This is a genomic window from Marinobacter sp. B-21 (assembly GCF_056857895.1).
The window spans coordinates 32,785-55,108 of the sequence record NZ_JBSXNZ010000060.1; the positions used below are offsets into that span (position 1 = coordinate 32,785).

The 22,324-nt window shown below is 56.3% G+C and carries 25 protein-coding genes; 14 read left to right on the plus strand and 11 right to left on the minus strand.

The window, feature by feature from the left end; translation table 11 throughout:
* Nucleotides 1–30: 30 nt before the first annotated feature.
* From AC13C0_RS06325 to AC13C0_RS06335, 3 genes are all read right to left on the minus strand, one after another.
* On the minus strand, nucleotides 31–1,569 hold the full coding sequence (locus AC13C0_RS06325) for a porin (RefSeq protein WP_341582472.1): 1,539 nt from the start codon (nucleotides 1,567–1,569) through the stop codon (nucleotides 31–33).
* 307 nt (nucleotides 1,570–1,876) lie between these two features.
* A complete protein-coding gene (locus tag AC13C0_RS06330; protein WP_117618018.1) occupies nucleotides 1,877–2,395 on the minus strand; it encodes a DsrE family protein in 519 nt (172 codons plus the stop codon).
* A 342-nt stretch (nucleotides 2,396–2,737) separates the two neighbouring features.
* Entirely contained in the window at nucleotides 2,738–3,352 is a 615-nt protein-coding gene (locus AC13C0_RS06335; RefSeq protein WP_482954132.1) for a substrate-binding domain-containing protein, read from the minus strand.
* A 13-nt stretch (nucleotides 3,353–3,365) separates the two neighbouring features.
* Here AC13C0_RS06335 and AC13C0_RS06340 point away from each other — a divergent pair, with 13 nt between their 5' ends.
* On the plus strand, nucleotides 3,366–3,791 hold the full coding sequence (locus AC13C0_RS06340) for an NAD(P)H-dependent oxidoreductase (protein ID WP_227539475.1): 426 nt from the start codon (nucleotides 3,366–3,368) through the stop codon (nucleotides 3,789–3,791).
* A gap of 67 nt (nucleotides 3,792–3,858) precedes the next feature.
* Here AC13C0_RS06340 and AC13C0_RS06345 read toward each other — a convergent pair whose 3' ends face one another.
* On the minus strand, nucleotides 3,859–4,206 hold the full coding sequence (locus tag AC13C0_RS06345) for a hypothetical protein (RefSeq protein ID WP_341582470.1): 348 nt from the start codon (nucleotides 4,204–4,206) through the stop codon (nucleotides 3,859–3,861).
* Between the two features lie 107 nt (nucleotides 4,207–4,313).
* Here AC13C0_RS06345 and AC13C0_RS06350 point away from each other — a divergent pair, with 107 nt between their 5' ends.
* Both AC13C0_RS06350 and AC13C0_RS06355 read left to right on the plus strand, forming a co-directional pair.
* The gene (locus AC13C0_RS06350; RefSeq protein WP_482954133.1) at nucleotides 4,314–4,694 is read left to right on the plus strand and encodes a helix-turn-helix domain-containing protein; all 381 of its coding nucleotides are present in this window, start codon (nucleotides 4,314–4,316) and stop codon (nucleotides 4,692–4,694) included.
* Between the two features lie 34 nt (nucleotides 4,695–4,728).
* Entirely contained in the window at nucleotides 4,729–5,130 is a 402-nt protein-coding gene (locus AC13C0_RS06355; RefSeq protein WP_117618014.1) for a DUF2784 domain-containing protein, read from the plus strand.
* A gap of 294 nt (nucleotides 5,131–5,424) precedes the next feature.
* Here AC13C0_RS06355 and AC13C0_RS06360 read toward each other — a convergent pair whose 3' ends face one another.
* Together AC13C0_RS06360 and AC13C0_RS06365 are read right to left on the minus strand one after the other, a co-directional pair.
* Complete coding sequence (locus AC13C0_RS06360; protein ID WP_117618013.1) at nucleotides 5,425–5,628, minus strand: DUF3185 family protein; 204 nt, start codon at nucleotides 5,626–5,628, stop codon at nucleotides 5,425–5,427.
* A 306-nt stretch (nucleotides 5,629–5,934) separates the two neighbouring features.
* Nucleotides 5,935–6,606, minus strand: a complete 672-nt coding sequence (locus tag AC13C0_RS06365) for a class I SAM-dependent methyltransferase (protein ID WP_341582468.1) — start codon at nucleotides 6,604–6,606, stop codon at nucleotides 5,935–5,937.
* A 61-nt stretch (nucleotides 6,607–6,667) separates the two neighbouring features.
* Between AC13C0_RS06365 and AC13C0_RS06370 the strand changes: the two genes are divergently transcribed.
* From AC13C0_RS06370 to AC13C0_RS06390, 5 genes are all read left to right on the plus strand, one after another.
* Entirely contained in the window at nucleotides 6,668–7,573 is a 906-nt protein-coding gene (locus tag AC13C0_RS06370; RefSeq protein WP_303287120.1) for a LysR family transcriptional regulator, read from the plus strand.
* Between the two features lie 129 nt (nucleotides 7,574–7,702).
* Nucleotides 7,703–8,803, plus strand: a complete 1,101-nt coding sequence (locus AC13C0_RS06375; RefSeq protein ID WP_482954134.1) for a mandelate racemase/muconate lactonizing enzyme family protein — start codon at nucleotides 7,703–7,705, stop codon at nucleotides 8,801–8,803.
* A gap of 18 nt (nucleotides 8,804–8,821) precedes the next feature.
* The gene (locus AC13C0_RS06380; protein WP_117618008.1) at nucleotides 8,822–9,145 is read left to right on the plus strand and encodes a hypothetical protein; all 324 of its coding nucleotides are present in this window, start codon (nucleotides 8,822–8,824) and stop codon (nucleotides 9,143–9,145) included.
* A 72-nt stretch (nucleotides 9,146–9,217) separates the two neighbouring features.
* On the plus strand, nucleotides 9,218–11,248 hold the full coding sequence (locus AC13C0_RS06385; RefSeq protein ID WP_482954135.1) for an alkyl/aryl-sulfatase: 2,031 nt from the start codon (nucleotides 9,218–9,220) through the stop codon (nucleotides 11,246–11,248).
* 10 nt (nucleotides 11,249–11,258) lie between these two features.
* Nucleotides 11,259–12,176: a homocysteine S-methyltransferase family protein gene (locus tag AC13C0_RS06390; protein WP_482954136.1), complete on the plus strand. Its 918-nt coding sequence runs from the start codon at nucleotides 11,259–11,261 to the stop codon at nucleotides 12,174–12,176.
* A gap of 13 nt (nucleotides 12,177–12,189) precedes the next feature.
* On the opposite strand, the gene AC13C0_RS06395 is transcribed toward AC13C0_RS06390, so the two are convergent.
* The gene (locus AC13C0_RS06395) at nucleotides 12,190–12,465 is read right to left on the minus strand and encodes a hypothetical protein (RefSeq protein ID WP_227539474.1); all 276 of its coding nucleotides are present in this window, start codon (nucleotides 12,463–12,465) and stop codon (nucleotides 12,190–12,192) included.
* 191 nt (nucleotides 12,466–12,656) lie between these two features.
* Between AC13C0_RS06395 and AC13C0_RS06400 the strand changes: the two genes are divergently transcribed.
* The 4 genes from AC13C0_RS06400 (at nucleotide 12,657) to AC13C0_RS06415 (ending at nucleotide 17,877) form a co-directional block, all read left to right on the plus strand.
* On the plus strand, nucleotides 12,657–13,517 hold the full coding sequence (locus AC13C0_RS06400) for a LysR substrate-binding domain-containing protein (protein ID WP_482954137.1): 861 nt from the start codon (nucleotides 12,657–12,659) through the stop codon (nucleotides 13,515–13,517).
* Nucleotides 13,518–13,585: 68 nt separating this feature from the next.
* On the plus strand, nucleotides 13,586–15,469 hold the full coding sequence (locus AC13C0_RS06405; protein ID WP_482954138.1) for a monovalent cation:proton antiporter-2 (CPA2) family protein: 1,884 nt from the start codon (nucleotides 13,586–13,588) through the stop codon (nucleotides 15,467–15,469).
* Nucleotides 15,470–15,560: 91 nt separating this feature from the next.
* Nucleotides 15,561–16,670 (plus strand): histone deacetylase family protein, encoded by a 1,110-nt coding sequence (locus AC13C0_RS06410; protein ID WP_117618002.1) that lies wholly within the window; start codon nucleotides 15,561–15,563, stop codon nucleotides 16,668–16,670.
* 241 nt (nucleotides 16,671–16,911) lie between these two features.
* Complete coding sequence (locus AC13C0_RS06415) at nucleotides 16,912–17,877, plus strand: zinc-binding metallopeptidase family protein (protein WP_482954139.1); 966 nt, start codon at nucleotides 16,912–16,914, stop codon at nucleotides 17,875–17,877.
* A gap of 18 nt (nucleotides 17,878–17,895) precedes the next feature.
* Here AC13C0_RS06415 and AC13C0_RS06420 read toward each other — a convergent pair whose 3' ends face one another.
* Nucleotides 17,896–18,465 carry an NnrU family protein gene (locus tag AC13C0_RS06420; protein WP_117618000.1) on the minus strand — a complete coding sequence of 190 codons (570 nt, stop codon included), beginning with the start codon at nucleotides 18,463–18,465 and terminating at the stop codon, nucleotides 17,896–17,898.
* A 149-nt stretch (nucleotides 18,466–18,614) separates the two neighbouring features.
* On the opposite strand from AC13C0_RS06420, the gene AC13C0_RS06425 reads away from it, so the two are divergent.
* Nucleotides 18,615–18,989 (plus strand): hypothetical protein, encoded by a 375-nt coding sequence (locus AC13C0_RS06425; protein WP_482954140.1) that lies wholly within the window; start codon nucleotides 18,615–18,617, stop codon nucleotides 18,987–18,989.
* A gap of 39 nt (nucleotides 18,990–19,028) precedes the next feature.
* On the opposite strand, the gene AC13C0_RS06430 is transcribed toward AC13C0_RS06425, so the two are convergent.
* The 3 genes from AC13C0_RS06430 to AC13C0_RS06440 form a co-directional block, all read right to left on the minus strand.
* On the minus strand, nucleotides 19,029–19,559 hold the full coding sequence (locus AC13C0_RS06430; protein WP_482954141.1) for a type II secretion system protein: 531 nt from the start codon (nucleotides 19,557–19,559) through the stop codon (nucleotides 19,029–19,031).
* 115 nt (nucleotides 19,560–19,674) lie between these two features.
* Nucleotides 19,675–20,334, minus strand: coding sequence for a DUF2238 domain-containing protein (locus AC13C0_RS06435; RefSeq protein ID WP_482954142.1), 660 nt, complete (start codon nucleotides 20,332–20,334; stop codon nucleotides 19,675–19,677).
* A gap of 18 nt (nucleotides 20,335–20,352) precedes the next feature.
* A complete protein-coding gene (locus tag AC13C0_RS06440; RefSeq protein ID WP_482954143.1) occupies nucleotides 20,353–21,279 on the minus strand; it encodes a helix-turn-helix domain-containing protein in 927 nt (308 codons plus the stop codon).
* 120 nt (nucleotides 21,280–21,399) lie between these two features.
* On the opposite strand from AC13C0_RS06440, the gene AC13C0_RS06445 reads away from it, so the two are divergent.
* Nucleotides 21,400–22,281 (plus strand): DMT family transporter, encoded by an 882-nt coding sequence (locus AC13C0_RS06445; protein WP_482954144.1) that lies wholly within the window; start codon nucleotides 21,400–21,402, stop codon nucleotides 22,279–22,281.
* Nucleotides 22,282–22,324: the final 43 nt, after the last annotated feature.

Here is a 22,324-nt window from a genome sequence, read left to right on the forward strand (position 1 = left end):
ACACACGCCTGGCTCCGGCAACAAGGCATTCTAGAAGGTGTAGGCTACGCCCGTCGAGAACGCTAAAACACTGTCTTCATTTTCACCAGCAGGAATAAAGTTGGTTAAACCGGCCAGTGTTTGTTCGTCAGTCCAGGTATATTCTGTGGCAAATGAAATCACCCAGTCTGGGACCGGACGATAGGCCAGACCAACGGTAGCGCGATTAACAATAGAACTTTTCTCTTTGTCGAGCTCGGTGATCTGACGATTGGAGAACTCAATACCGGTTATCCGGTTGCGAATAACAACCTGCTCCATCCGAACGGTCGGTTCGAGAGAGGGGTTACTGAAACCACGCCCCAGGAAGGTATTATCAAGCGCTTCCGGCCAGAACGGGTAACGAGCTTCTATCCAATAACCCGTGCGGCTTTCAGCGAGCCCACCGAGCGTGATCTCGCTGACGATTTCTGTGGTCTCACGGTCTTCAGCACCTACTTTTGCTTCCACTTCCTTGTCTACAGCGGCACTGGCGAAGCTAGCAGCAACATCATCAATGTTGCCCCAATCGGTGTGGACTACCTCGTATTCGACTTCAAACCCGCCCAGGCTGTGAAGCCCATCAATGGCAACGGACCACACCGATTCAGAATCCATAAAATCCGGCGTATAGCGACCGTAATATCCGGAAATCGCTAATTCCTGGCCAGATTGAGGCAACAGGGCCAACCGGCCGGTAACGGCCTTATTCCCGTTAAGATCGTTGGAGAACCCCCCACGGGAAGGGGCGAACTCAGCTTCAAATTTACTGACGCCCACCGTTGAACTGCCGTCAGGCTCCGCCGCCACTCCGCCCTCGAATTCGAAGTCGAGATTGACGCCGTTTACTGCGTAAAGTCTGTAGTCAACAAGGCCAGCCTGAGTTTCCACAAGTCCCGAAAAACCAAGTCCCAGTTCCGGCCATGCCGCCTTGGTTGGCAGGACGGGCGCCCCCCTGTCTACCAGCGTGCGGCGAGTCAAGTTCCACTGATTATCATCATGGTTGATGTTAAAGCGGCCCAAGGGAACAAGCAGCGCTCCCATATCCAGATTGACGCTGTCATTGATGCGGTATCTTGCCCAGGCCTGCTCCATCGATATTTCTGAGCCATTTGTTCCTTCAACCGCTTGGCCTGCGGAGAAGCCATCAGCTCCTGCTGAAGCACTTTTTTCCAGTTCAATTTCGCCAAACCGCTCAAATTCCAGCTCGAAGTAAGCTTCAAGGCGGTCGTTTATCTTCCCGTCGCCAGTCAGCACAAAGCGACGAAAAGTAAAGGTGTCTTGATCGGCGTCCAGATTGTTGGCCTCCGCACGAATGGAACCGTAACCACCGATATGGAAGTCCCTGGCACCGGGCCGCACGGAGGCATTGCCGTCAACCTGACTTGAGTCAGATGCCTTCATTGAATCTTCCAGGCTCTCGATTCGCATCTGCTGCTCTTCGATTACCTGCCATAACTGCTCATCGTTATTACGAGTCTCGTCGGCAATAACGATGGGTGCCGCCAGACTACCCGCAAGCCCAAAAACAAAAGCCGTTCTTTTTTTCACGATGCTATCTCCGCCATCTGTCTAAATGGATGCCTACAATGAGGCTTTGGATTGACGGCGGCAGTATAAGGTCCCATCTTGGTAATGTAAATGATAACAATTGTTATTAATAATTACGTAGTGCGATCTGACTTTGAGGACAGTTCTGACGAAACTGGCCCAGCTTCTCTGGCCCCGAGAAAAGTGGCGCAATCCAGAGATCATCGGTTCGGCGTCTTTGTCTCGGCCTTCATTCAAATAGATCTGTCCCCGCATTCAAATAGATCTGTCCCGGTTTTAGCGCGCACAGCAACAACCAATTTTTCGTTTAGGGGATTCGGACAACCGCGTACCCCTGCATCTGATAGCCGATGACCGAGACGAAACCATTATCTACCGGGTCGACCTCCGGAATGATCGTCGCCTCATCTACACCCATCCCTTTCAACGCGTAACGGCAAACTTCCAGTGTCACCCCGTCCTTCTTCATTTGTTTAAGAGTCGTCTGGAATTTCTGTACCTCGGCCAGCTCTGCCTCATCAAATGATGCGCTGTCAGTCGAAAGCAGTTTCACCACCGGCCCGTGAAAAACGATGGCGATGTTGGGCTCTTTCGCAAGCGCCTTCACTTCAGGTGCTTTGTAGGAGTTCTTTATTACCAAGAAAACGGGGTTAACGACCTTGGGATCTCCCTGGCTCACCTCGTAGACAGCGTCATAGTTCTTAACGCCCTTCAGGGCATTGTCGTACCCGGCTGCACCTGCAGGCACAGACATCAGGGCCATATAGACCGCCGCAAAGAAGACGGGGGGAATTCGGCGAAGTATGCTTTTATAATTCACGCTCATGACAAATCTCCTTGAGGGATAGGAACTTGTTTTTTTGTCAGCCAACCCATAAAAATGCTCCAGAATCTAAAATATTTTCCCTAAGCTAATACAGGTACGATATATCATAAATGTACCAATTTGGAGCAAGTTGGGGTTCTGGCAGTCGAACACACGAAGCTGAAATAGACCTGAAAACAGTTGCCAAGCATGTATTTGACGAGAATCAAGGCCGAAACTACAGTCCGAACAACATACTTACGCTACGGGCTCCAAATGCAAGACGTGACCCAGCAACCGAAACCGGGACAGATCTATTTGGGATGAAAATAGATCTGTCCCGGTTTTATAGGTCGCTTCCTCTCATCCAAGTCTTTGTCGAATGTACTCTCCAATGTCTTGCGTGAATACCCTGATCCGACTGACGCGTCTCAGATCCGGGTGGGTGAGCAGCCAGAGCGGAACGGCCAGTTCCGACAGGGGATCCGTCAACCGCATGAGTTCAGGGTCTGAATCCCCGAGATAGCAGGGCAGCACCGCCAGGCCCGTCCCATGGCGCACCGCCGTTTGCATACCCAACATGGAATCAACCCGATAGTGGCAGTGGTTATCCAGGCCTTGCTGTGTCAGCCAGGTTTCCAGGGCACTGTCTCCCATGTGCTTGTCTGGACCGACCCAGTGGTATCTGGCCAATGTGTCCAGGGGAGCCAGCACGTCTTGCCAGTGGCGTCGTTGGCCGTAGACGGCCTGTTGAATGGATCCGGCCCGCTGGCCGACCAGGGTTTGCGGCGGGTTCCGGGTGGGGCGAACGGCAATGTCGGCTTCGCGCTTGCTCAGGCTGTGAACCTGATTGGAAATGACAACTTCCAGCTCGATGTCCGGATAGTGGGCGCGAAACGCCTCAAACGCCGGGGCTAGTGTCCCGTCTGGCGGGGCTCGATGTGTAGCCGCTGCGCGATCGCTTAAACAATGCCACACCCAGCCGGCGATATTGAAAGGCTGGTTTGACCGGGTGCTGGTCTATGGCGGGCTTTATTCCGGCAGCCGGCGTTACAACCGGGGCCATTTCCGGGGCAAGACGGCGATGTGCTCCGTGACTGCCGGCTCCCCTGAACAGGCGTTCATGCCCTTCGGTCGAGCTGGGAACATGGTTGAATGGTTATGGCCGATGCACGATTCGCTCTATTATGTGGGGTTCGATGTGTTGGTGCCTCAGGTTAGCTATGGCGTTCAAGGCGGCGGTATCCGGTATCAGGGCGAGGGTACGTTCAGAAAGCAACTGGAGCAGAAGAAAGCGGCCTGGGCGGAGCGGATCCCCACGCTTTCCTGCGAGCCCCCGATTCCGTTTACCGGTTGGGACGATTGGGATGAGAAAGGGGTGCTCAGGCAGGACCATCCAATGCGGTGGCGGCTTTGAATTTCGAACTGTGGTGTCCAGGAAGCCCTTGAGGGCTTCCGTCCGGTTCTGAAACGGGCCTTATCGTCTAACGTTCGATAAGGGTCCGACCATCGCTTGTCATGAGCAACCAGTCTGGCTTCAGTGCTCTGGCGGTGAGATAGGCCAGTGGCGAGATGACGCCGAGTAACGGCAGGACAACCAGGAAGGGGATGAAGCTTTTGGCGCTTCCGCCCTGGGCAATATGATCCCGGTACAACAGATACATAAGCAGCAACAGGGCAATTCCAAGATCCAGAACGACCTGAAGTGACTCCTTCTCAGTAAACAGGCTTAGAAGCCATAGCCAGAAATTCTGCTCTGAGGTGGCCAACACCCAGAGAGTGAAGCTTGTAAATGCGAGAAATAAAACGGGCGCGATTCGGGTAATAAGCATTGTGGATTGCCTCCGCACGTTGATGTTCAGAATTGGTTATGCTCTGGGTATGAGCATGCGCCGACGAGCTTTCCGGCGCACTTCCCGAAAAGGTAAAGGCTGGATAAATGACCGTTAAAAATAGGTCGATAGACCAGGGCAGCCAGATCGCACAACACAGTGCTTTTGGCCATAAGCTACGGTTCTGGAGAAACCAGAAAAGAATGAGCCAGCTTGAGTTGGCGGTGGGGGCGGAGCTTTCGCCGCGCCACTTGTCGTTTATCGAAACTGGCCGTTCGCGACCTAAGCGGGATGTGGTACTGCGGTTGGCGGAGACGCTCGATATTCCTCTACGGGAACGACTGAACATGGGTAATGATATCCTCGAAACCACCACAATGATTGCACGATTCGGTCCGGTGAATGATGTGTTTCTGTCCGAATTGCGGGTTGAGATGATCTTCCCTGCCAATGAGAGTGCGCGTTTGTTTTTCTCGAGGTTGGGGTAACTGGCTGCCACGAATCAGCTTTTGGGAGGCGTTTGTGAATAACCGGTGGGTACTGATACTTGCTGACATGCTGCTGATCCTGCATACCATGCTGGTCGCCTTTGTCATTCTGGGCTTGGTGGCGACGTTCGTTGGTCATTTCCTTGGATGGCGGTGGGTGCGCAATTTCTGGTTCCGGCTGAGCCACCTGATTGTCATAGGTATCGTCGTTCTGCAATCCTGGCTGGGCGTGCTTTGCCCACTCACAGCGTGGGAAATGGCACTTCGGGAGAAGGCGGGGCAAGCGGGCTATGAGGGATCATTCATTCAGCACTGGCTGCAATCCATCCTGTATTACAGCGCACCGGACTGGGTTTTCACCCTGGGCTATACGGTTTTCGGGGCGCTGGTCCTGGCCAGTTGGTTTCTGGTCAGGACCAGGCGACGCCGAGACTAGTGTCCCGTCTGGCTAATTCGCTAATCTACTGCGTAGCGCTGAGGCCTCTGGCCAAGGCGCCTGTCTGCAGGTGTGGTGGTTCCACATCAAGGGCTGGCAACACCGGCCAGAGGCCTCAGCGCTACGCCCTTCGGGAGCCACTGAGGGCCTTGATAGCCGCGTTGCGCCGCCTCGATTTGGAACCACCAAACCTTCACCACCGCGCCTTGCTCTCAAGGCCCTCAGTGGCTCAGTAGGTTCGCGAATTAGCCAGACGGGACACTAGTGGATTTCTGACGGAACAGCCGAGTGGATTTATTTCCTGACGAATGCCAGAAAAGCGCCTGCCGCAGTTGCGGCGGCGCCGCCGATCAGATACCACATGGTGTCGTCAGTAAAGCGGCCTGTGACGGTTTCAGTCAGCTGATTACCGAGAGACTGTGTCGATTGGTATCCAAAGTAGAGCAGGGCAATGCCCACTACGAGTAGAACGATACCGACCAGTTTTGAGCTTCCCATTGGATTATTCCCTGTAATGCGCAGATGTGCGCGGTATTCCGATAGTCTATGGAAGCTTGGCATCAGATTCCGGCTTTTCCAACACTTCTTTTCTCTCCCGCTCGTATTCCTCATAGGACTTGTTCGCGCGTTCAATACATTCAAAGTAGGTCGACGGCGGTTTATTTGCGCACTCGTTTCGCTGGTGTATGCGCACGTTGTCATAGACTGCCCTGTGGCTGCATCCGGCCGCAATGGTGACTAATACAACTATGAGCAGGGATCTTTTCATTGGTTGCAACTACGCTTTTTCTGAGGGTTCCGATTTTACTTCGGCTTAGTGGCGATCAGGAAATATACATCTTTTGACTTCTCGGGGACCCAGCGGTACTGAATCTGGAACCCGGCACGCTCAAGATCAGATTCCAGTTCCTCGCGGGACAGGAAATTCACAAAGGGGGTGACGCGCAGCAGTCTGGCCAACAGGGCGACGGGTTTGAGGTAGGGGCAGGTGTCCTGAAGGCATGCGGTGTTGCTGATAAAGACACCGCCGGGTTTTAGCATGCCGAAGACCTGCTCGATTGCCGACGTTGGATATTCGAGGAGGTGCAGTATGTTTAAGCCCAATACGGCGTCGAATGTCTGTTGCCGCTGTTGCAGGTCGTCAAGGGTGGCAACCTGGAAATTGAGATTGCCGGTCGGTTGTTCTGCCAAGCTTTCCCGGGCAATCTCAATCATCCGGGCAGACGCGTCTGTCGCAAGATAGCTGCGGACTTTGGGAGCGTGGATCAGCGCTGTCGATCCCGTGCCGCAACCAAATTCCAGGGCATCCATTTCTGAATGGAGGTATTTCTGTGTTAGGGCGATCTTTCTCAGATAGGCGTTCTGGTCCGCGATGGGGCGTCGGGCGTAGCGCGCGGCGCTGCGGTTCCAGAAATTGACATACGAATTCATGGGGTTTCCTCTGTGGACTGGCTGCTTTAAGTCACTGGGGCCCATTCTATCTCTGCAATTCTGTTGGTAGTATCGTCATATTCGTATTCCTGATATGCATAAGTGAATGAATTGGCGATCTGTTAACTTCGACTGGAACCGGGCTCGGGCCTTTCTTGTGACTGCCGAGGAAGGCTCTTTATCCGCTGCTGCAAAGGCTCTGGGGATTTCGCAGCCGACCCTTGGCAGGCAGGTCTCGGCGCTGGAAGAGGAGCTGTCCACAGTCCTTTTCGAGCGTGGAGGTCGGGGGTTGGAGTTAACGCAGAACGGTTTGGAATTGCTTGCCTACGTTCGGGCGATGGGCGAGGCTGCTAGCGGTCTGTCGCTGGCGGCAACGGGGCGAGCAACTTCCATTGAAGGCGAGATTGCGATTTCGGCATCGGAAATCACGGCCGCCTACATTTTGCCTCCCATCCTTCACAAGCTTCGCAATGAGTACCCGGGAATTCGCATCGATCTGGTTGCCTCCAACGAAGCCAGTGATCTTCGGCGCCGGGCGGCAGACATCGCCATCCGCAACTTTCGGCCGACAGAACCCGATCTTATTGCTCGTAAGGTGGGGCAGTTCTCAGCCACTCTTTACGCCACACCGGAAATACTGACGACTTTGCCATCCCCTTTTCCTGAGGAGCTCCGGGAAGGCCGGTTCATCGGCTTCGTGTCGAATAACGGGGCGTACATGAGTGCGCTGGCGGAGCGCGGTATCAAGCTGGGAGAGGAGCACTTTGTTGCCCGTACAGACAGTCATCTGGTGCATTGGCAGATGACCCGGGCCGGTATCGGCATTGGAGTGATGCCGCTTGAGCTGGGCGATGCCGAGCCCCGAGTTGAGAAAGTCTTTGAGGATATACTGTTCGGTGGCGATGTCTGGTTGGTCTCGCACCGGGAACTCAGGATGAACCTCCGGGTTCGGACGGTGTTCGATTTTCTCGCTGCTGAACTTGCTGAGTGCTTCAGGAAAGCTGAGAACTGACTCAACAGAATGGGGGCTTAGTGTTTGCTCCAGAGGGCTGAACCTGCAAAAGGCGTTATACCCGGATTAGGGGACTACACTTCAATTGGATGTACCATCGATCAGTTGGGTCAGAACTCGGGGACAGTCATGCGCATCGCCAGTATTGCAGCTTACACTGCAGATCTTGAATACACCGGCAAGGCCTACGCCTTTGCCGGTGGCCGTTCCCATCAGGTATTCACCAGCACAGTTGTGGTTTTAACGGCGGACACGGGCCTGGAAGGCTACGGAGAGGTTTGTCCCTGCGGCCCCAACTATATGCCAGCGTTTGCCGAGGGAATTCCGGCCTGCCTGTCCTTGCTGGCGCCCGCGGTGATCGGAGAGGATCCGAGGCAAATCTCAGCGATTCATGAGCGGATGAATCAGGCTCTTACCGGCCAGGCTGTTGCCAAGGCAGCCATTGATATCGCCTGCTGGGACCTTCTCGGCAAGGCGACCGGCCTTCCGGTCTATACTCTGCTTGGTGGCCTGCAGACGCCCTCCATGCCTTTGCACAGGATAGTTCCCCTGGCCGAACCGGCTGAGATGCAGGCGTCGCTGCGCCAATTCCGCTCAGAGGGTTTTCGCCATATTCAGATCAAGCTCGGGCACGACGTTGATGAAGATATTGAGCTGGTTCGAACCCTGAGCAAGCTGAAGCAACCCGATGAGCTCTGGATTGGCGACATTAATGCAGCATGGCGCCGGGACCAGGCGCTGCGCTTTTCCCGCGCGGTTGAGGGCGTAGATCTGTATCTGGAGCAGCCCTGCCGCCAGTACGAGGAGTGTCTGTCAGTGAGGCAGCGGGTGCGGCACCCTGTCAAGCTGGATGAGAGCCTGAACTATCTTGGCGATTTACAGCGGGCCCTGCGGGATGACGCCATAGACGCCATTGCGCTGAAAGTCAGCAAATTTGGCGGCCTGACACCTTCCCGCGTTATCCGGGATGTGTGCGTGGATGCTGGAATACCCATGACGATTGAAGATGCTTGGGGCAGTGGTATCGCAACTGCTGCTTACGCGCATCTGGCGGCAAGCACCCCGGCAAGGGCGTTGCTCAATACGACCGATCTCCATAATTACAACACCACTCAGCTTGCGACCGGCGCTCCGGAGGTATCCGGGGGGCGTATGACGCTCAGCGACCGCCCTGGACTGGGTGTGGTCCCGGACTTCAAAATGCTGGCTTTGCATGATGTCTATGAATAACCGGAGTGAATCTGCCCAATGTCTGAAGATGCCCTCAAAACCTTGTCCGACCTTGCCAGCGACGCCCATGCTCGCATTCAGGCAACCCACCATCACATCAATCCGGTTGTGGAGGTTCGCCGGGGCATGCGTGATGCGGGTATACCGGCAGATGTGATGACCATTGACTGTCTTCGCACTCGCCGGCGTATCACGCTTATACTTCACGATGAGCAGCCCGGCACTCTTCTTTATCAATTCGTGACCATAGAGGATGAAGTGGGTAATGATTTCCAGCAGATGGCTCTTGGCGATATGACTGCCAGTAAGCTGTTTGACTGGATGCAGGAGTATTTTGGCTGACTGATACAGGACTCTGGCTGATACCGGGGTAAACTCGGGTTAACCAATAACAACAGATCGATAAGTTGCCACATGTCTCTATCTCGAAAGGTTCACCTTGTTCCGCTGTTCGGTATTGCGCTGGCCATCGCCGGGTGTGATACCGGTCCGGATTCCCCTCAAGCCAACAGTGCCGGGCACAGCGCGCCAACGGCCAGCACCGGCCAGGCCAATCAACAGGTGCTTGACCAACGGCCCTTCGACAACCGTGGCGATTTTGAGAACGCACGGCGTGGGCTGATTGCCCAGGATCCGGACCTGGTGATTGATCATCTTGAGGGCGGTGAGGTCTGGAATATGCCGGACTATGGCTTTATCGACCGTGAGGGTGAAAATGCGCCTGCCTCGGTGAACCCCAGCCTATGGCGCCAGGCGGCCCTGAACAACATTCATGGATTGTTCGAGGTCACCGATGGGCTTTACCAGATCCGGGGTTACGATCTGGCCAATATGTCGATTATCGAGGGTGATACCGGGTGGATTCTGGTGGACCCACTGACTGCCCGGGAAACTGCCAGCAAGGCCTTCCTGTTTGCCCGGGAACACCTGGGTGAAAAACCGGTGCGGGCGATCCTGTTTACCCATAGCCATATCGACCACTTTGGTGGCGTGCAGGGCATTCTCCAGCACCTCTCCGATGAAGAGAGGGCTAACCTGCGCGTCATCGCGCCAGCGGGCTTCGAGGAAGAGGCCACGAGCGAGAACATCATCGCTGGCCCTGCCATGACCCGCCGCGCCATGTTCATGTATGGCAAGCGTCTGGAGAGAAATGAGCGAGGCCATGTTGGTACCGGCCTGGGTAAAGGACCTGCCTTCGGTACCTTTGGCTTTGCCCCACCTACCGACCTGGTCAGTGAGACGGGGACTGAGCTTACCGTGGACGGCGTTCCGATGGTTTTCCAGGTGGTGTCCGGTTCCGAAGCGCCTGCCGAGTTCACGTTCTACCTGCCAGAGCAGAAAGCGTTCTGTGGTGCCGAGCTGGTCAGCCGCAACATGCACAACCTCTATACCCTCCGGGGCGCGAAGGTTCGCGATGCCAGGCTCTGGAGTAGCTTTATTGATGAAGCGAAGAACCGATTCACGGAAGCGGAAGTATACTTTGGCAGCCACCACTGGCCGCTCTGGGGGCAGGAGAATATCCAGGATTTCCTGGCGGTGCAGCGGGATACCTACAAATTCATCCATGACCAAACGGTGCGTCTGATGAACCGTGGCGCCACGCCAAGGGAGATTGCCGAGCAACTGCAATTGCCGCCTGCGCTGAACGAGGATTTTCATAACCAGGGCTACTACGGCACCGTGTCCCACAATGCCAAGGCGGTATATCAGCATTACCTGGGCTGGTTTACCGCCAACCCGGCACAGCTCAACCCGCTGCCCGAAAGTGACTCGGCAAAACGGTATGTCGAGATGATGGGCGGTGCCCAAAAGGTTCTGGAAAAAGCCCTGCAGGATTTTGAGGCGGCTTCCGATATGGACGCGGCCGAGGGCCGGGATACCTACCGCTGGCTTGCGGAATTGCTCAACCACGTTGTCTTCGCCGAGCCGGATAACGACGACGCGAAACGGCTGCTGGCCGATGTCTACGACCAGCTCGGTTACCAGGCGGAGTCGGCGCCGTGGCGGGACTTCTACCTGACCGGCGCCTATGAATTGCGTCACGGCTCGCCGGACGAAGGCCTCAGGCCAGCCATGATGAGAGAGGTGCTGCTCAACACGCCGGTGGCGTTGTTCTTCGATAGTATGGCCGTTCGGCTCAAAGCCGAGGACGCGGAAGGCGAAAGCGCTACTATCAAGATCACCTTCACGGACCTTGAGGAAAGCTACCTGCTGACCTTGCGAAATTCGGTGTTGCACAACCGCCTGACCAGCGAGGACACGCCGGCTGATGCCACCCTGCGATTGACCCGGCCGCTGTTCGTGGATTTGTTGATCGGCAAGGCAGGGCTGAAGGAACTTCTGTTCAGTGACGAGATCAGCTTTGAGGGAAGTAAGCTCGACCTGATAGGCTTCTTCAGCATGCTGGATCAGCCTCAGGGCCGATTTAATATTGTTATACCCTGATGAGTACCCTATGAAATCTGTTGCACTTCTTGATGGCGGCCTGGGCCAGGAAATCTATCGCAGGGCCACGACTGTCACCTCGCTGCTCTGGTCAGTGGCGGTGATGCGGGAGCAGCCGGAGCTTGTTACCGATGTTCATGTTGATTTTATTCGGGCGGGGGCTCGGACCCTGACACTGAATACCTACGCCGCAACCCCGACCCGTCTGGTCAGGGAGGGCATCGGTGATGAGATAGAAGCGATTCACCGAAAGGCATTTGAGGTTTTGCAACGCGCCATCGAGATAACTGGTGCAAACGTTGATATCGCCGGTTGCCTGCCGCCTCTGGTCGGTAGCTATAGGGGCCAGCCAGCCCGATCATTCGATGATTTGAAGGCAGAGTACGACACACTTGTGAAACTGCAGCCCGGTGCGGATGTCTTTCTCATCGAAACCATGACCAACATCCTCGAGGCGAAAGCCGCCTGTGCGGCCGCCAGTGAGTCAGGCAAGCCCTTTGGTGTGGCATTCCGGCTGGAAACTGATGGCAACCTCCGGTCCGGGGAAACGCTTGCGCAGGCTGTCGAAGCGGCCAAGGCGTTCGCACCAACGGCCATCATGCTGAACTGCTGTGATCCAGAAGTGCTTTCGAAGGCAATGCCCGAGCTGGCCGTGCTGTATCCCTGTACTGGCGGTTACGCCAACGCCTTCAAAACGGTTGAGCCTATGGCTGGCGGGGCGCTGGTAGACGCACTCGAAGCCCGGCCAGATATTTCGCCAGAGGCCTACGCAGTGCAAGTGAGGCAGTGGTTGGACGATGGTGCCCGCGTGGTTGGTGGCTGCTGTGAAATCACGCCTGAGCACATCCGCCATCTGGCCGATGCGCTGTCAGGCGACTTCGAACTGGTTCGTTTCTCTCAATTGGCCGGCGCAGTAGATCAGCCTTAAGTCCGACAGGTTGCTAGCCCACGAGCCGGTGGCTTTTTGCCCGCCGGGCTTCCAGGGCGCGCTTGGAGCGACGCGCCTCAATGTATTGCACCGCGTCACTCCTGATGGGAAGGTGCAGGGCGCCTTCCAGATCGTGGCGGTCGTACCCGAGATCTGAGAGGGTGTCATCCTTTTCCTTCAGCAATGACTGCGCCATCCGGCGGAATTGCTGGCGTTTTGAGTACCCCTGAATCCATGAGGTGATCGGCTGCATTGCGGCGGTTGCCTGTTGCTCTGTTCTGTTCAACATATCGACGGCCCCGACTGTGGGTGAATGGCTTGCAGCAGCTCGCCTGGAGATTTCGTTTTACTCGCACGCGGGTGCCAACAGCCGTTATTCTGGAACTCTTTATGCCTTCAATCAAACGAAAAGAATTTAATATCTCGTTCAGTTATGCTTAAGTCAGTTTCACGCCAGAAACCGACACAAGAGGTCCTTCCGTGAAGATTCCGCTACTCGATAACGATGTACTCAGGAGCTTCGTTGCCATTGCTGAGTGCGGCACTTTTACCAGTGCGGCGAGATTGGTGCACCGGACGCCCTCGGCCCTTAGCATGCAAATCAAGCAGCTCGAACAGAATCTGGGCAGAACGCTGTTCATTCGTGAACCACGGCGCGTCACTTTGACGGCTGAGGGTGAGACTCTACTCGATTACAGCCGCCGGTTGTTGCGGTTAAATGAGGAGGCAGTGCGGCACTTCATCTCACCGACGCTTGAGGGGAAAGTGGGTATCGGCACCTCCGACGACGTAGGTACCCGGATTCTGCCAGAGGTACTTGCGGAATTCGCGAGATCTTACCCGGCGGTTCTGGTCGATGTGGTTGTCGGCTCCAGCAAGCAAAACCTGGCTCTTCTGGACGCTGGTGAGCTGGATATGACTCTGGTGACAGTGGCGGACGAGAGCGGTATTACCCGCGGTGAGGTGGTTCATGAAGAGCCACTGGTCTGGGCCGCTCGGGAAGGGTCGTCAGCCTTCCAGCGTTCGCCACTGCCAATTGCCATGGCTCATGAAGGCTGTGCCTGGCGCCGGATGACTCTTCGGGCGCTCGACAGAGCCGGTGTGCCATACAGAATTGCCTACACCTGCGAGCATTGCTCCGGGCAGGAAGCCGCCATGCTGGCTGATCTCGCCGTAGCGCCGTTTCCGAAAAGCCTGATACATCCACCGCTGAAAGAGATTGCCGGGGATAGCCTGCCGGCAATTGGCTTTTATCAACTGGCGCTGGTACGTCGGGGTTCCAACCCTCTGAATGATGCCCTTGCATCGCATGTGAAAGATGCATTCCAGGGTCTACGCTAAACAGATCTGCCAGGGACGGTCGCCTGCGAAATCCGCAGCCTGACTGAATCCAAATCAAGGAAAAACCCATGACTGTCTACTTCATTCAGGCCTTTATCTACCTGGTTGCCGCGGTGATCGCCGTGCCCCTGGCAAAACGTTTTGGCCTGGGCTCCGTGCTCGGCTATCTGGTTGCGGGTGTGGTGATCGGCCCGGTGACAGGGCTGGTCGGTCAGGAAGCGGACACCATTCAGCATTTCGCCGAGTTTGGTGTGGTCATGATGCTGTTCCTGGTCGGCATGGAGCTTGATCCCAAGGCGCTCTGGGCCATGAGGGTTCGTCTCGTCGGCCTTGGCGGACTTCAGGTGGTGTTGACGGCAGTAGCCGGTATGGCGGTGGCCGCATGGCTTGGGCTCCGGTGGCAGACGGCGCTTGCAGTGGGGTTGATCTTTGCACTCTCATCCACCGCGATTGTATTGCAGACCCTAAACGAGAAGGGACTGGTCAGAACCGAAGGGGGGCGCAGTGCCTTCTCAGTCTTGCTGTTTCAGGACATCGCGGTTATTCCCATACTTGCGCTTATCCCTTTGCTGGCTCTGCCGGAACTGAAAGACGCTGCGGGCCCCTCTGATGATCCTGGCAGTAGCCTGAGCCTGGTGGCCAGTCTTCCGGGCTGGGCTAACGGGCTGGTCGTGGTGGCTGCCATCGGAGCGGTAATCGTTGGTGGTCACTATTTGAGCCGGCCTTTGTTCCGCTATGTGGTGCAGTCAGGATTGCGAGAGGTTTTCACCGCGACGGCATTGATGCTGATCATCGGAATTGCTGCCCTCATGAGCCTGGTCAACCTGTCTCCCGCATTGGGTGCATTTCTGGCAGGCGTGGTATTGGCCAACAGCGAATTCCGGCATGAGCTGGAGGCGAATATCGAGCCGTTCAAGGGCCTGCTGCTGGGTCTGTTTTTTATCACCGTTGGTGCTGGGGTCAATTTTGACGTGTTATCTGAGCAATGGGGCACGGTCGCTTCCCTTGCGGTCGCGGTCATTGCTGTCAAGGCGGCGGTTCTGCTCGGCCTGGCGCTGCTTTTCAGGGTCCACGGCAGCAATGGTTGGTTGTTCACGCTGGGGCTGGCCCAGGCCGGCGAATTTGGCTTTGTTCTTTTGACTTACAGCGTCCAGAACCACGTGATTCCTGTGGAGATGTCGCAGACTCTCATGCTGGTAGTGGCGCTCTCAATGTTTCTTACGCCGTTGCTGTTCATTGTCTACGACCGGATCGTGCTGCCGCGTTATCGGCGTTCAAAGAACGATGACCGGGAGGCCGACACCATCGATGAGCAGGCTCCGGTGATTGTGGCCGGTGTTGGTCGTTTCGGGCAGATCGTTTGCCGTTTGTTGCGTGCCAATAATGTTCCAATTGTGGCGCTGGACCATGAGATCGAGCAGATCGAGAACCTCAGGCAGATCAACATCAAGAGTTTCTTCGGGGATGCAAGCCGGCCGGAATTGCTGGAGACAGCGGGTATCGAGCAGGCCCGCCTGCTGGTGGTGGCCATAGACGACCGTGATCGGGCGGTGCAGATGGTGGAGCACGTGAAGCAGTTTTTCCCCGGTGTCTGGGTGCTTGCCCGCGCCTTTGACCGTGGTCACGGATACCGGTTGAGGGAAGCGGGCGCGGATGATGTTGTGAGTGAAACCTATCACTCAGCTCTCGAACTTGGCGGCCACGCACTTACGGCTATGGGTGTGCATCCGATGCGTGCCCGGCAGATGACCTGGGCGTTTGTGGACAATGAACAAGCCCACGAGGACGAATTGTTCGAGGCCTGGAAGGAAATCGAGGAAGGTATCCGGTTTAGCCCCCGTTACGGCGAGTTGTTTATGAAGCTGGAGGAGGCGTTAAGCAGCGCCATGCAGCGGGATTGGGAAGAGCCGAAGCAAGAAGATGTTCCGATCTGGAGGCCGCCTGACCGCTGACAGCAAAGTAACGCTGGTCTATGCTGATTGGAGATCGTGCTGACTGCACGAGGGCTGTGGCGCACTTCCATGCGTAATCGTGGAGATACATGTGTCAGCAAAAAGAGAAGTCACTCTGGTTTATGACGAGCGCGTTCTGAATCACGCGCCCGATGTGAACGCCGCCTTTCTTCCTGGCCGTCTGGACAAAAGAGTTCGAGGGATCCTTGCTGGGCTGAATGTTCAATGGAAATACCCCGAGCACCCCGGACGCATTCAGGCCATTCTCGATTTGTTGGTCCGAGAGCCGGTTGAGGGGCTTCGATTCGCTCCCGGCAAGTCCGCCACCCGGGAACAGCTGGCTCGTGTTCACACTACGTCGTATCTGGACGATGTGTTTTCCCTGCGTGACAAAAATGCCTGGCTGGATGTGGATACCACCGCGGTGTCACCCGGAAGCATCGAGGCTGCCGAGGTGGCCGCAGGCACCGCGATTGCTGCGGTGGAGGCAGTTTGTTCGGGCAGTACTGGCAGCGCCTTCGCCCTGATCAGGCCCCCTGGGCATCATGCAGAGCCGGTTCGGGCCAGAGGGTTCTGCCTCATTAACAACGTTGCCGTTGCAGCAGCCCATGCCCAGGCTGAGCTTGGCTGTGAAAGAGTGCTGATTGTCGATTGGGACGCCCACCATGGTAACGGTACCCAGGACATCTTCTGGGCGGATCCGAATGTGATGTTCTTCGATATCCACCGGGCTTCACCTTTTTACCCTGGCAGTGGCAATTTGCACGATGTCGGGGCGGGGTTGGGCGAGGGCACCACAGTGAATGTGCCCATGCCGGGTGGCGCTGGTGATGTCGCTTACCTCAGGGCTTTCAATGAAATTCTTGTGCCGGCCGCGGAGTACTTCAAGCCGGATCTGATTCTGGTGTCGGCAGGTTTCGACGCCCATTGGTACGACCTTGCGATGAATGTTTCCTTCGAGGGTTTTGCCGCCATGACGGGAATTGTGCAATCGTTGGCGGATCGGCTGTGTGAGGGTCGGCTTGCCTTTGTTCTGGAAGGCGGCTACAACACGGAGTCACTGGCCCACGGTGTGCGATCTGTTCTGGATGTACTGGCCGGCGGGAGTGTCCCGGAGCCCAGAGTGTGTGGTATGGAAGCCGTGGAGGAAGCTATCGCGTTTCACCTGAGCGCATTCGCCGGGGAGTCCTCCGGAGAATGACCCGGTTATGTCTGGCGTTGTAGAGGGCGGCATGGGGCGGCTTTGCCCCGTGATACCCAGTTACTCATCTTCGGTCTGTTATCTGTAAGGGGAGCGGGGACAGGTCTGTTGCGGCGCCTTCTGGTGCAGCGGGATCTGGATAACGAATCCCTGGCTGGTGTTCCTTTGCTTTAGGGTATAGGTTCGGTAGAGCGGCGATCCGTTTTTTTGCACACTGCCGTTCAAAAGGAGCTCCAGCTCAATGAAGGTTTATTCCAACCCGGTTGGTTCCGGTAATCTTTGGTTTGATAATCTGACCACCGCCGAGGGTGCCCCTGTCGCTTATGACCCCCAGGCAAGGGCGTTCCTCCCCATGCCGCCCTTTTGTGTGAACCGGGGGATCATTGGTTGCAACTGGATCGCACCAGAGCAGGGGGCATTTTGTCGTTCCTGTGCCATGACGGCCCTGGCGCCGGATCCGAGCATTCCAAACGCCATGCCGAACTGGGCGAAAACCGAGGCGGCAAAGCGCTGGGTGCTGGACAATCTCGGCCGCTGGCACTGGTTCCGGCCGGAAGATCCGGGGACGCGCCCGGTTTTCCATATGCTCGCGGAGGGGCTGACGCCAGTTGCCATGGGGCACGCAAACGGCGTGGTGACCATCAGCGTGGCCGAGGCTGACCCGGTAGTGCGTGCAACCAGGAGACAGGCCCTGGATGAGCCTTACCGAACCATGGTGGGCCATATGCGCCATGAGATTGCGCATATGCTCTGGTGGCGTCTGAGTCTGCGGGACGACTTTCTGGATGCGTTCCGGGAGATGTTTGGTGATGAGCGCGCTGACTACCCCACAGCACTTCAACGGCACTATCATCAGGGCCCGCCGGCTGACTGGAGGCTGTTTTACCTGACCAGCTATGCGTCGGCCCATCCACACGAGGACTGGGCCGAAACCGCGGCCCACCTGCTGCACCTGACCGACATCACCGACAGTTTTGTGGCATCCGGTCTGACGTCGCCGGAATTGCCACGGTCCGGCTGGGATCCCTACTCAGAGCCTGATACTGCGTTGCTGATTCATGTGGCAGCGTCGTTGGCCATTCGGGTCAATCACGTGAACCGTTCCATGGGCCTGTCGGACCTGTATCCCTTCGTGCTCTCGGAAACGGCGCAACGCAAGCTTGCCTTCGTCCATGACTGGTTGCGACGGGGTGCTCAGGGGCGCTGATCCGCGGATCAGCCCCGATCACACCGGCGCCACGCCAAACAGCCATTGGTGTGCCCAGAATACCGTCACCACATACACCGCAAGGCCGCCGACAATTGCAATAAGGTCATTTGCCTTGCTGGCCGGTAATGTGGGAATCGGTCGCTGGCTTCTGTGCTTCATGGAAATCCGGTCGGCCACGGCCCATGCGAGGACTGAGCCGAACAGCAGCAGGTCCTGCAGCATGCCGTTGGCCAGCAGGTGAGCCAGCGCCCAGAGTTTGACCGCAATCAGCATCGGGTGCTTGAGCCTTGCCTTGATTTTGCCCGGGAAGTAGGTGGCAAACAGCAGCGGGAACACCGGAATCAACAGCAACATGGCCAGGTGCCGAAGCCAGGCCGGGGGCGTATAGATCACGGTTGGGTCCATTCGGGCGGCAGCGTAGCCCCAGATGATCAGCAACAGGCCAACAAGGGAAGCGAGCGAGTAGAGACCTTTGTACGCAGCCTCACCGAGGGATGCGTGCAGTCGATTACGCAGCGGCTCGTTGACGATGGACAGCGAATGCACGCCGAGAAACAGAACCAGACCAACGATCAGTGTGGTCATTTGCCAAAACTCCTGGTCAGTTTGTTGATGGAATCGTTGTCCGCGGACGGACCATGGGTATGAATTCAAAGACAGTATAGGAAACCGGGACAGAACATGCCTGAGCGTTTATCATCGGCGGCCTGATTCACCGGATTGAAAAGGCGCCCATGAAGTTTCCCACGGTCACTGTTGTATTGGTATCTGCTGCCCTGCTGTTTGTTCTCTGGGAGCAGACCCGCAAACAGCCAGAGCCAATTGATGCCAGCCGCTTTGTCAACCTGGCGGCCAACCCGGTGGAGCGCAGTGTGGTCGTCGATTGGGTTATTTTACAGATTCCCGAGCTCTGCGCGGATGTGACCGGCCAGGGCGAAGGGTCAGAGGTTCACTCCGGCTGCACCAGCGAGAGCGAAGCCCGCACATCAGGTTGTCGGCGAATGATCTACGACAGGTTTCCCGGTGTGATTGCCTCGGAGGCCGCGTTTCGGGACTTGTCCATAACGATGATGAATTGTCTGGTCCCCAGGTCGGGTTTGCTTGAATAGCCAGTGCCGATAGCGCGGTGGCGGTTCTCTGCGAGCGTGTCAGCAGTCCGAGGTGACTTGGGTAACCGTGCACTCGGGGTGGCCGAAGGAATCGTATTCGACATAGCAGCCCTGGCCCGGGTTCGATACTGAAGGCAGGGAGAACCCCACACGGGTGTAGCGGTTGTCGACAGAGGTTTGCAGGAAGGAATTGCTGGCATGGACCGAGATGTAGTCCAGCATCGTCAGCGAATCCTCGGCTTCCGCCTGGCTTTCCGGGCACAGGTTGCGCCAGTCAACTTCCGAACGGCCTGCTTCGGTTTCGATCACATAGCCGGTCTGTTGGGTCCCTCCGGGGTTGCTCGCGGCGGGGGAGAGACCCTGAGCGTAGGCTTTACTTCTCACAATACCGATGGCGCTTTTCATGGTGCCAGCCAATGAGTCGAGGGCGGCTAACCTGGCATTGGAGGAGAGCGCGGCGAAACGAGGGAGCGCAAATGCCGAAAGAACACCCAGGATCACGATCACGAGGGCCAGCTCAATCAGGGTAAAACCGTTTGAGCGGTCGGTATGCTCTTGCCTTGAAGCCATGAATACAACTTGTCTGAGTATTTTGATGAATCCGGCATCGTTTCATGAAAGCAGCGATGAGGTCATTGTCTCCCGGCCCTCCGCGAGGATAAGCCTGCTAAATATTTTTTGCCTCTCAGCGCCCGAAAAACCTCGGGTTTCGTTCAATGAACGCATCTATCCAGCGTTCCAGGAATGATCGTCCACCAGGGAATTTAAGGTAACGCCAGCCCAGGAAGGATATAACCAGCGCACCCAGCGCATCAACAATCAGGTCCCACATTGTATCTGTCAATCCCGACGGATCGCCCAGCATCGGCTTTTGCATATTCGTCCCGAACACGGAATCCATGGCGAATTCGAAAACCTCCCACAGGGTACCCACGCCCAGCGCAAACATGAATGCGAAAAAAGCCACGAAACCCGGGTTCATGTGCACCTGAATTTTTTCGGTTTCATTCATGATGTGCACCAGCAGAAAACCGAGAATGCCGAGCAGAAAACCCGACATGGTGTGCAGTGCCATGTCCCACCACCAGAACCGTGTGTAGTAATCGCGTATCTCGCCCAGGAACAGGGCGGCGAAAACAAACCCGATGGCAGCCAGTTGCAACTCGGGCGGAATGTGAATCCGAAAACGGCGTTCAAACAGCACCGGGAAGAACGTAATTGCAATAATCATTGCGGTCAGAAATGCGGTAAACCATCGCTGGCCCCAGATGGCCAATATTGCCTCGGCAAGCAGTATCAGCTGTAAGGCAACAGTGATCCGTTGATGAGTAACGCGAATGCGCATGGGCCTCTGGCTCCGGGGTCAGTGGTTTAAGTGAGCTTCTGCGCGGTAGCCTGAAGGCGTTATTCCGAACCTTGATTTGAACGCCCGGCTGAACTGGCTGGAATCATTGAATCCGCATGTAAGCGCAATGGCAGTGATGTTGTCGCTCCGTTTACGAAGCATGTCCCGGGCCCGGATCAATCGCTGTTCCTGAACGTATTGATAAGGGGCGCAGTCGAAGGTTGCCCTGAAAAGCCGGGCAAAGTGGTAGGGGCTCAGATTGACCCAACTGGCCATATCGGCCAGCGTCAGTGGCTGGCTTAGTTGAGCGTTGATGCGTTCTTGCAGAAGTCGGCGGTATCGAAGTGATAGCGTGCCTGTCACTTCTGGGAGTGTTTGTGGTAAGTCGGAGTGACGGCTGACAACCTGAAGCAGAAGCCATTGTGCGAGATGGTCCATGGCCATGGTTTGGCCGGGTGCCTGCCAGTCGCTCAGGGCGAGAAGCTTGCCAGCCTGGGCAAGAACAGGGTCCTCGCCATGGTATAACTCGGCAAGCTGGCGTTTGTCCGGGTCGCTATCCCATGTTTGCTCTGCGCACTGAGCAATGTCCAGATCATTGAAATAGAAGTGGAAGAACTCAAATTGTCCACTGATTTCCCAGGCTGAGCGGCTGCCCGCCGGGAACAGGCAGACGGCACCCAGAAAGCCCTGACTGACAACCTTCCCGTTCAATACACGTCTGGCTTGTTCGCCCTTGTCTATGTAGATGCTCAGTGCATGGTGTCGGGGCCGTTCGTACCGCACCTCGCCCTGATGATTTTGCCACTGCGCCAGAGCCCGCCCCTGATCCAATTCCAGCATTCTCTGGGGGGCAACGCCAGCGGTTCTCAGGGTATCAACAATATCCCGGGTAGCCTTACGTGATTGCGTCCGCGGGTGTGATGCGGATTCAGGATCGGTTTGCATATCTGGCCTCCGCAAGAATCATCCATGGTTCAGCAGGATCTGACAAGTTTTGCTGTCTTTTCCGTCCTATCCTGACCGCCTGAATTACAAATGTTCCCGTTACCTACAGGAATCACTGCCATGCCAATCTCTGTTCATTATGGTTTGACGGTATTGATCTGGGGCCTCACCTGGACGGCGATTCGCCTGCAGGTTGAAGCAGCGCCTGTCGACATTTCCGTCTTCTACCGTTTTGTGATGGCCTCCACCGTGGCTCTGGTGGCTCTGGCTCTGATGCGACGCCTGCAGAAACTGACGCTGAAGCAGCACGGATGGCTTGTGCTTCAGGGGTTGACCCTTTACAGCGTGAATTTCCTGTTGATCTACCGTGCTGCAGAATCCATGACCAGCGGCCTGCTGGCGGTGGTGTTTTCATTAGCGGCCCTGTTCAACGCCCTGAATGGCTGGCTGTGGTTGCGGCTGAAACCCACTGCTCGCCTGTATCCGGCAATTTCTCTGGGCATCACGGGTGTGGCTTTGTTGTTCTGGCATGATCTGCAGTTGGGTAACACGACTGCGACCAGCATTCTGTTCGCGGTTGCTGGCACCTTCTGGTTTTCGATGGGAAACCTGGTCAGCATCAAGGTACGGATGTCTCAGGTGCCTCTGTTCCTGGCAAATGCCTGGGCGATGGTATACGGAGCGTTGATTCTGGGCGTCTGGTGTCTGGTGCAGGGCGTGGAGTGGGTCGTTCCCACGACGGCAACTTTCTGGGGCGCAACCGTGTTTCTGGCGGTTCCGGGTTCTATCGTCGCATTCTATTGCTACATCACGGTGATTCAGACCCTCGGCGCAGACAAGGCCGGCTACGCAACGGTGCTTTTCCCGGTGGTTGCTCTGAGCATTTCGACCTGGCTGGAAGGTTTTGAATGGACGGTGACGGCCGTGTTGGGGGCGTCCCTGGCGCTGCTCGGGAACTATGTCCTGTTCCGAGGCCGGCCATCCCGGTGCGGCATTGTTTGATCTACAGCAAATCACTTATCCTGATGGGCCACCTTCCAGAGAA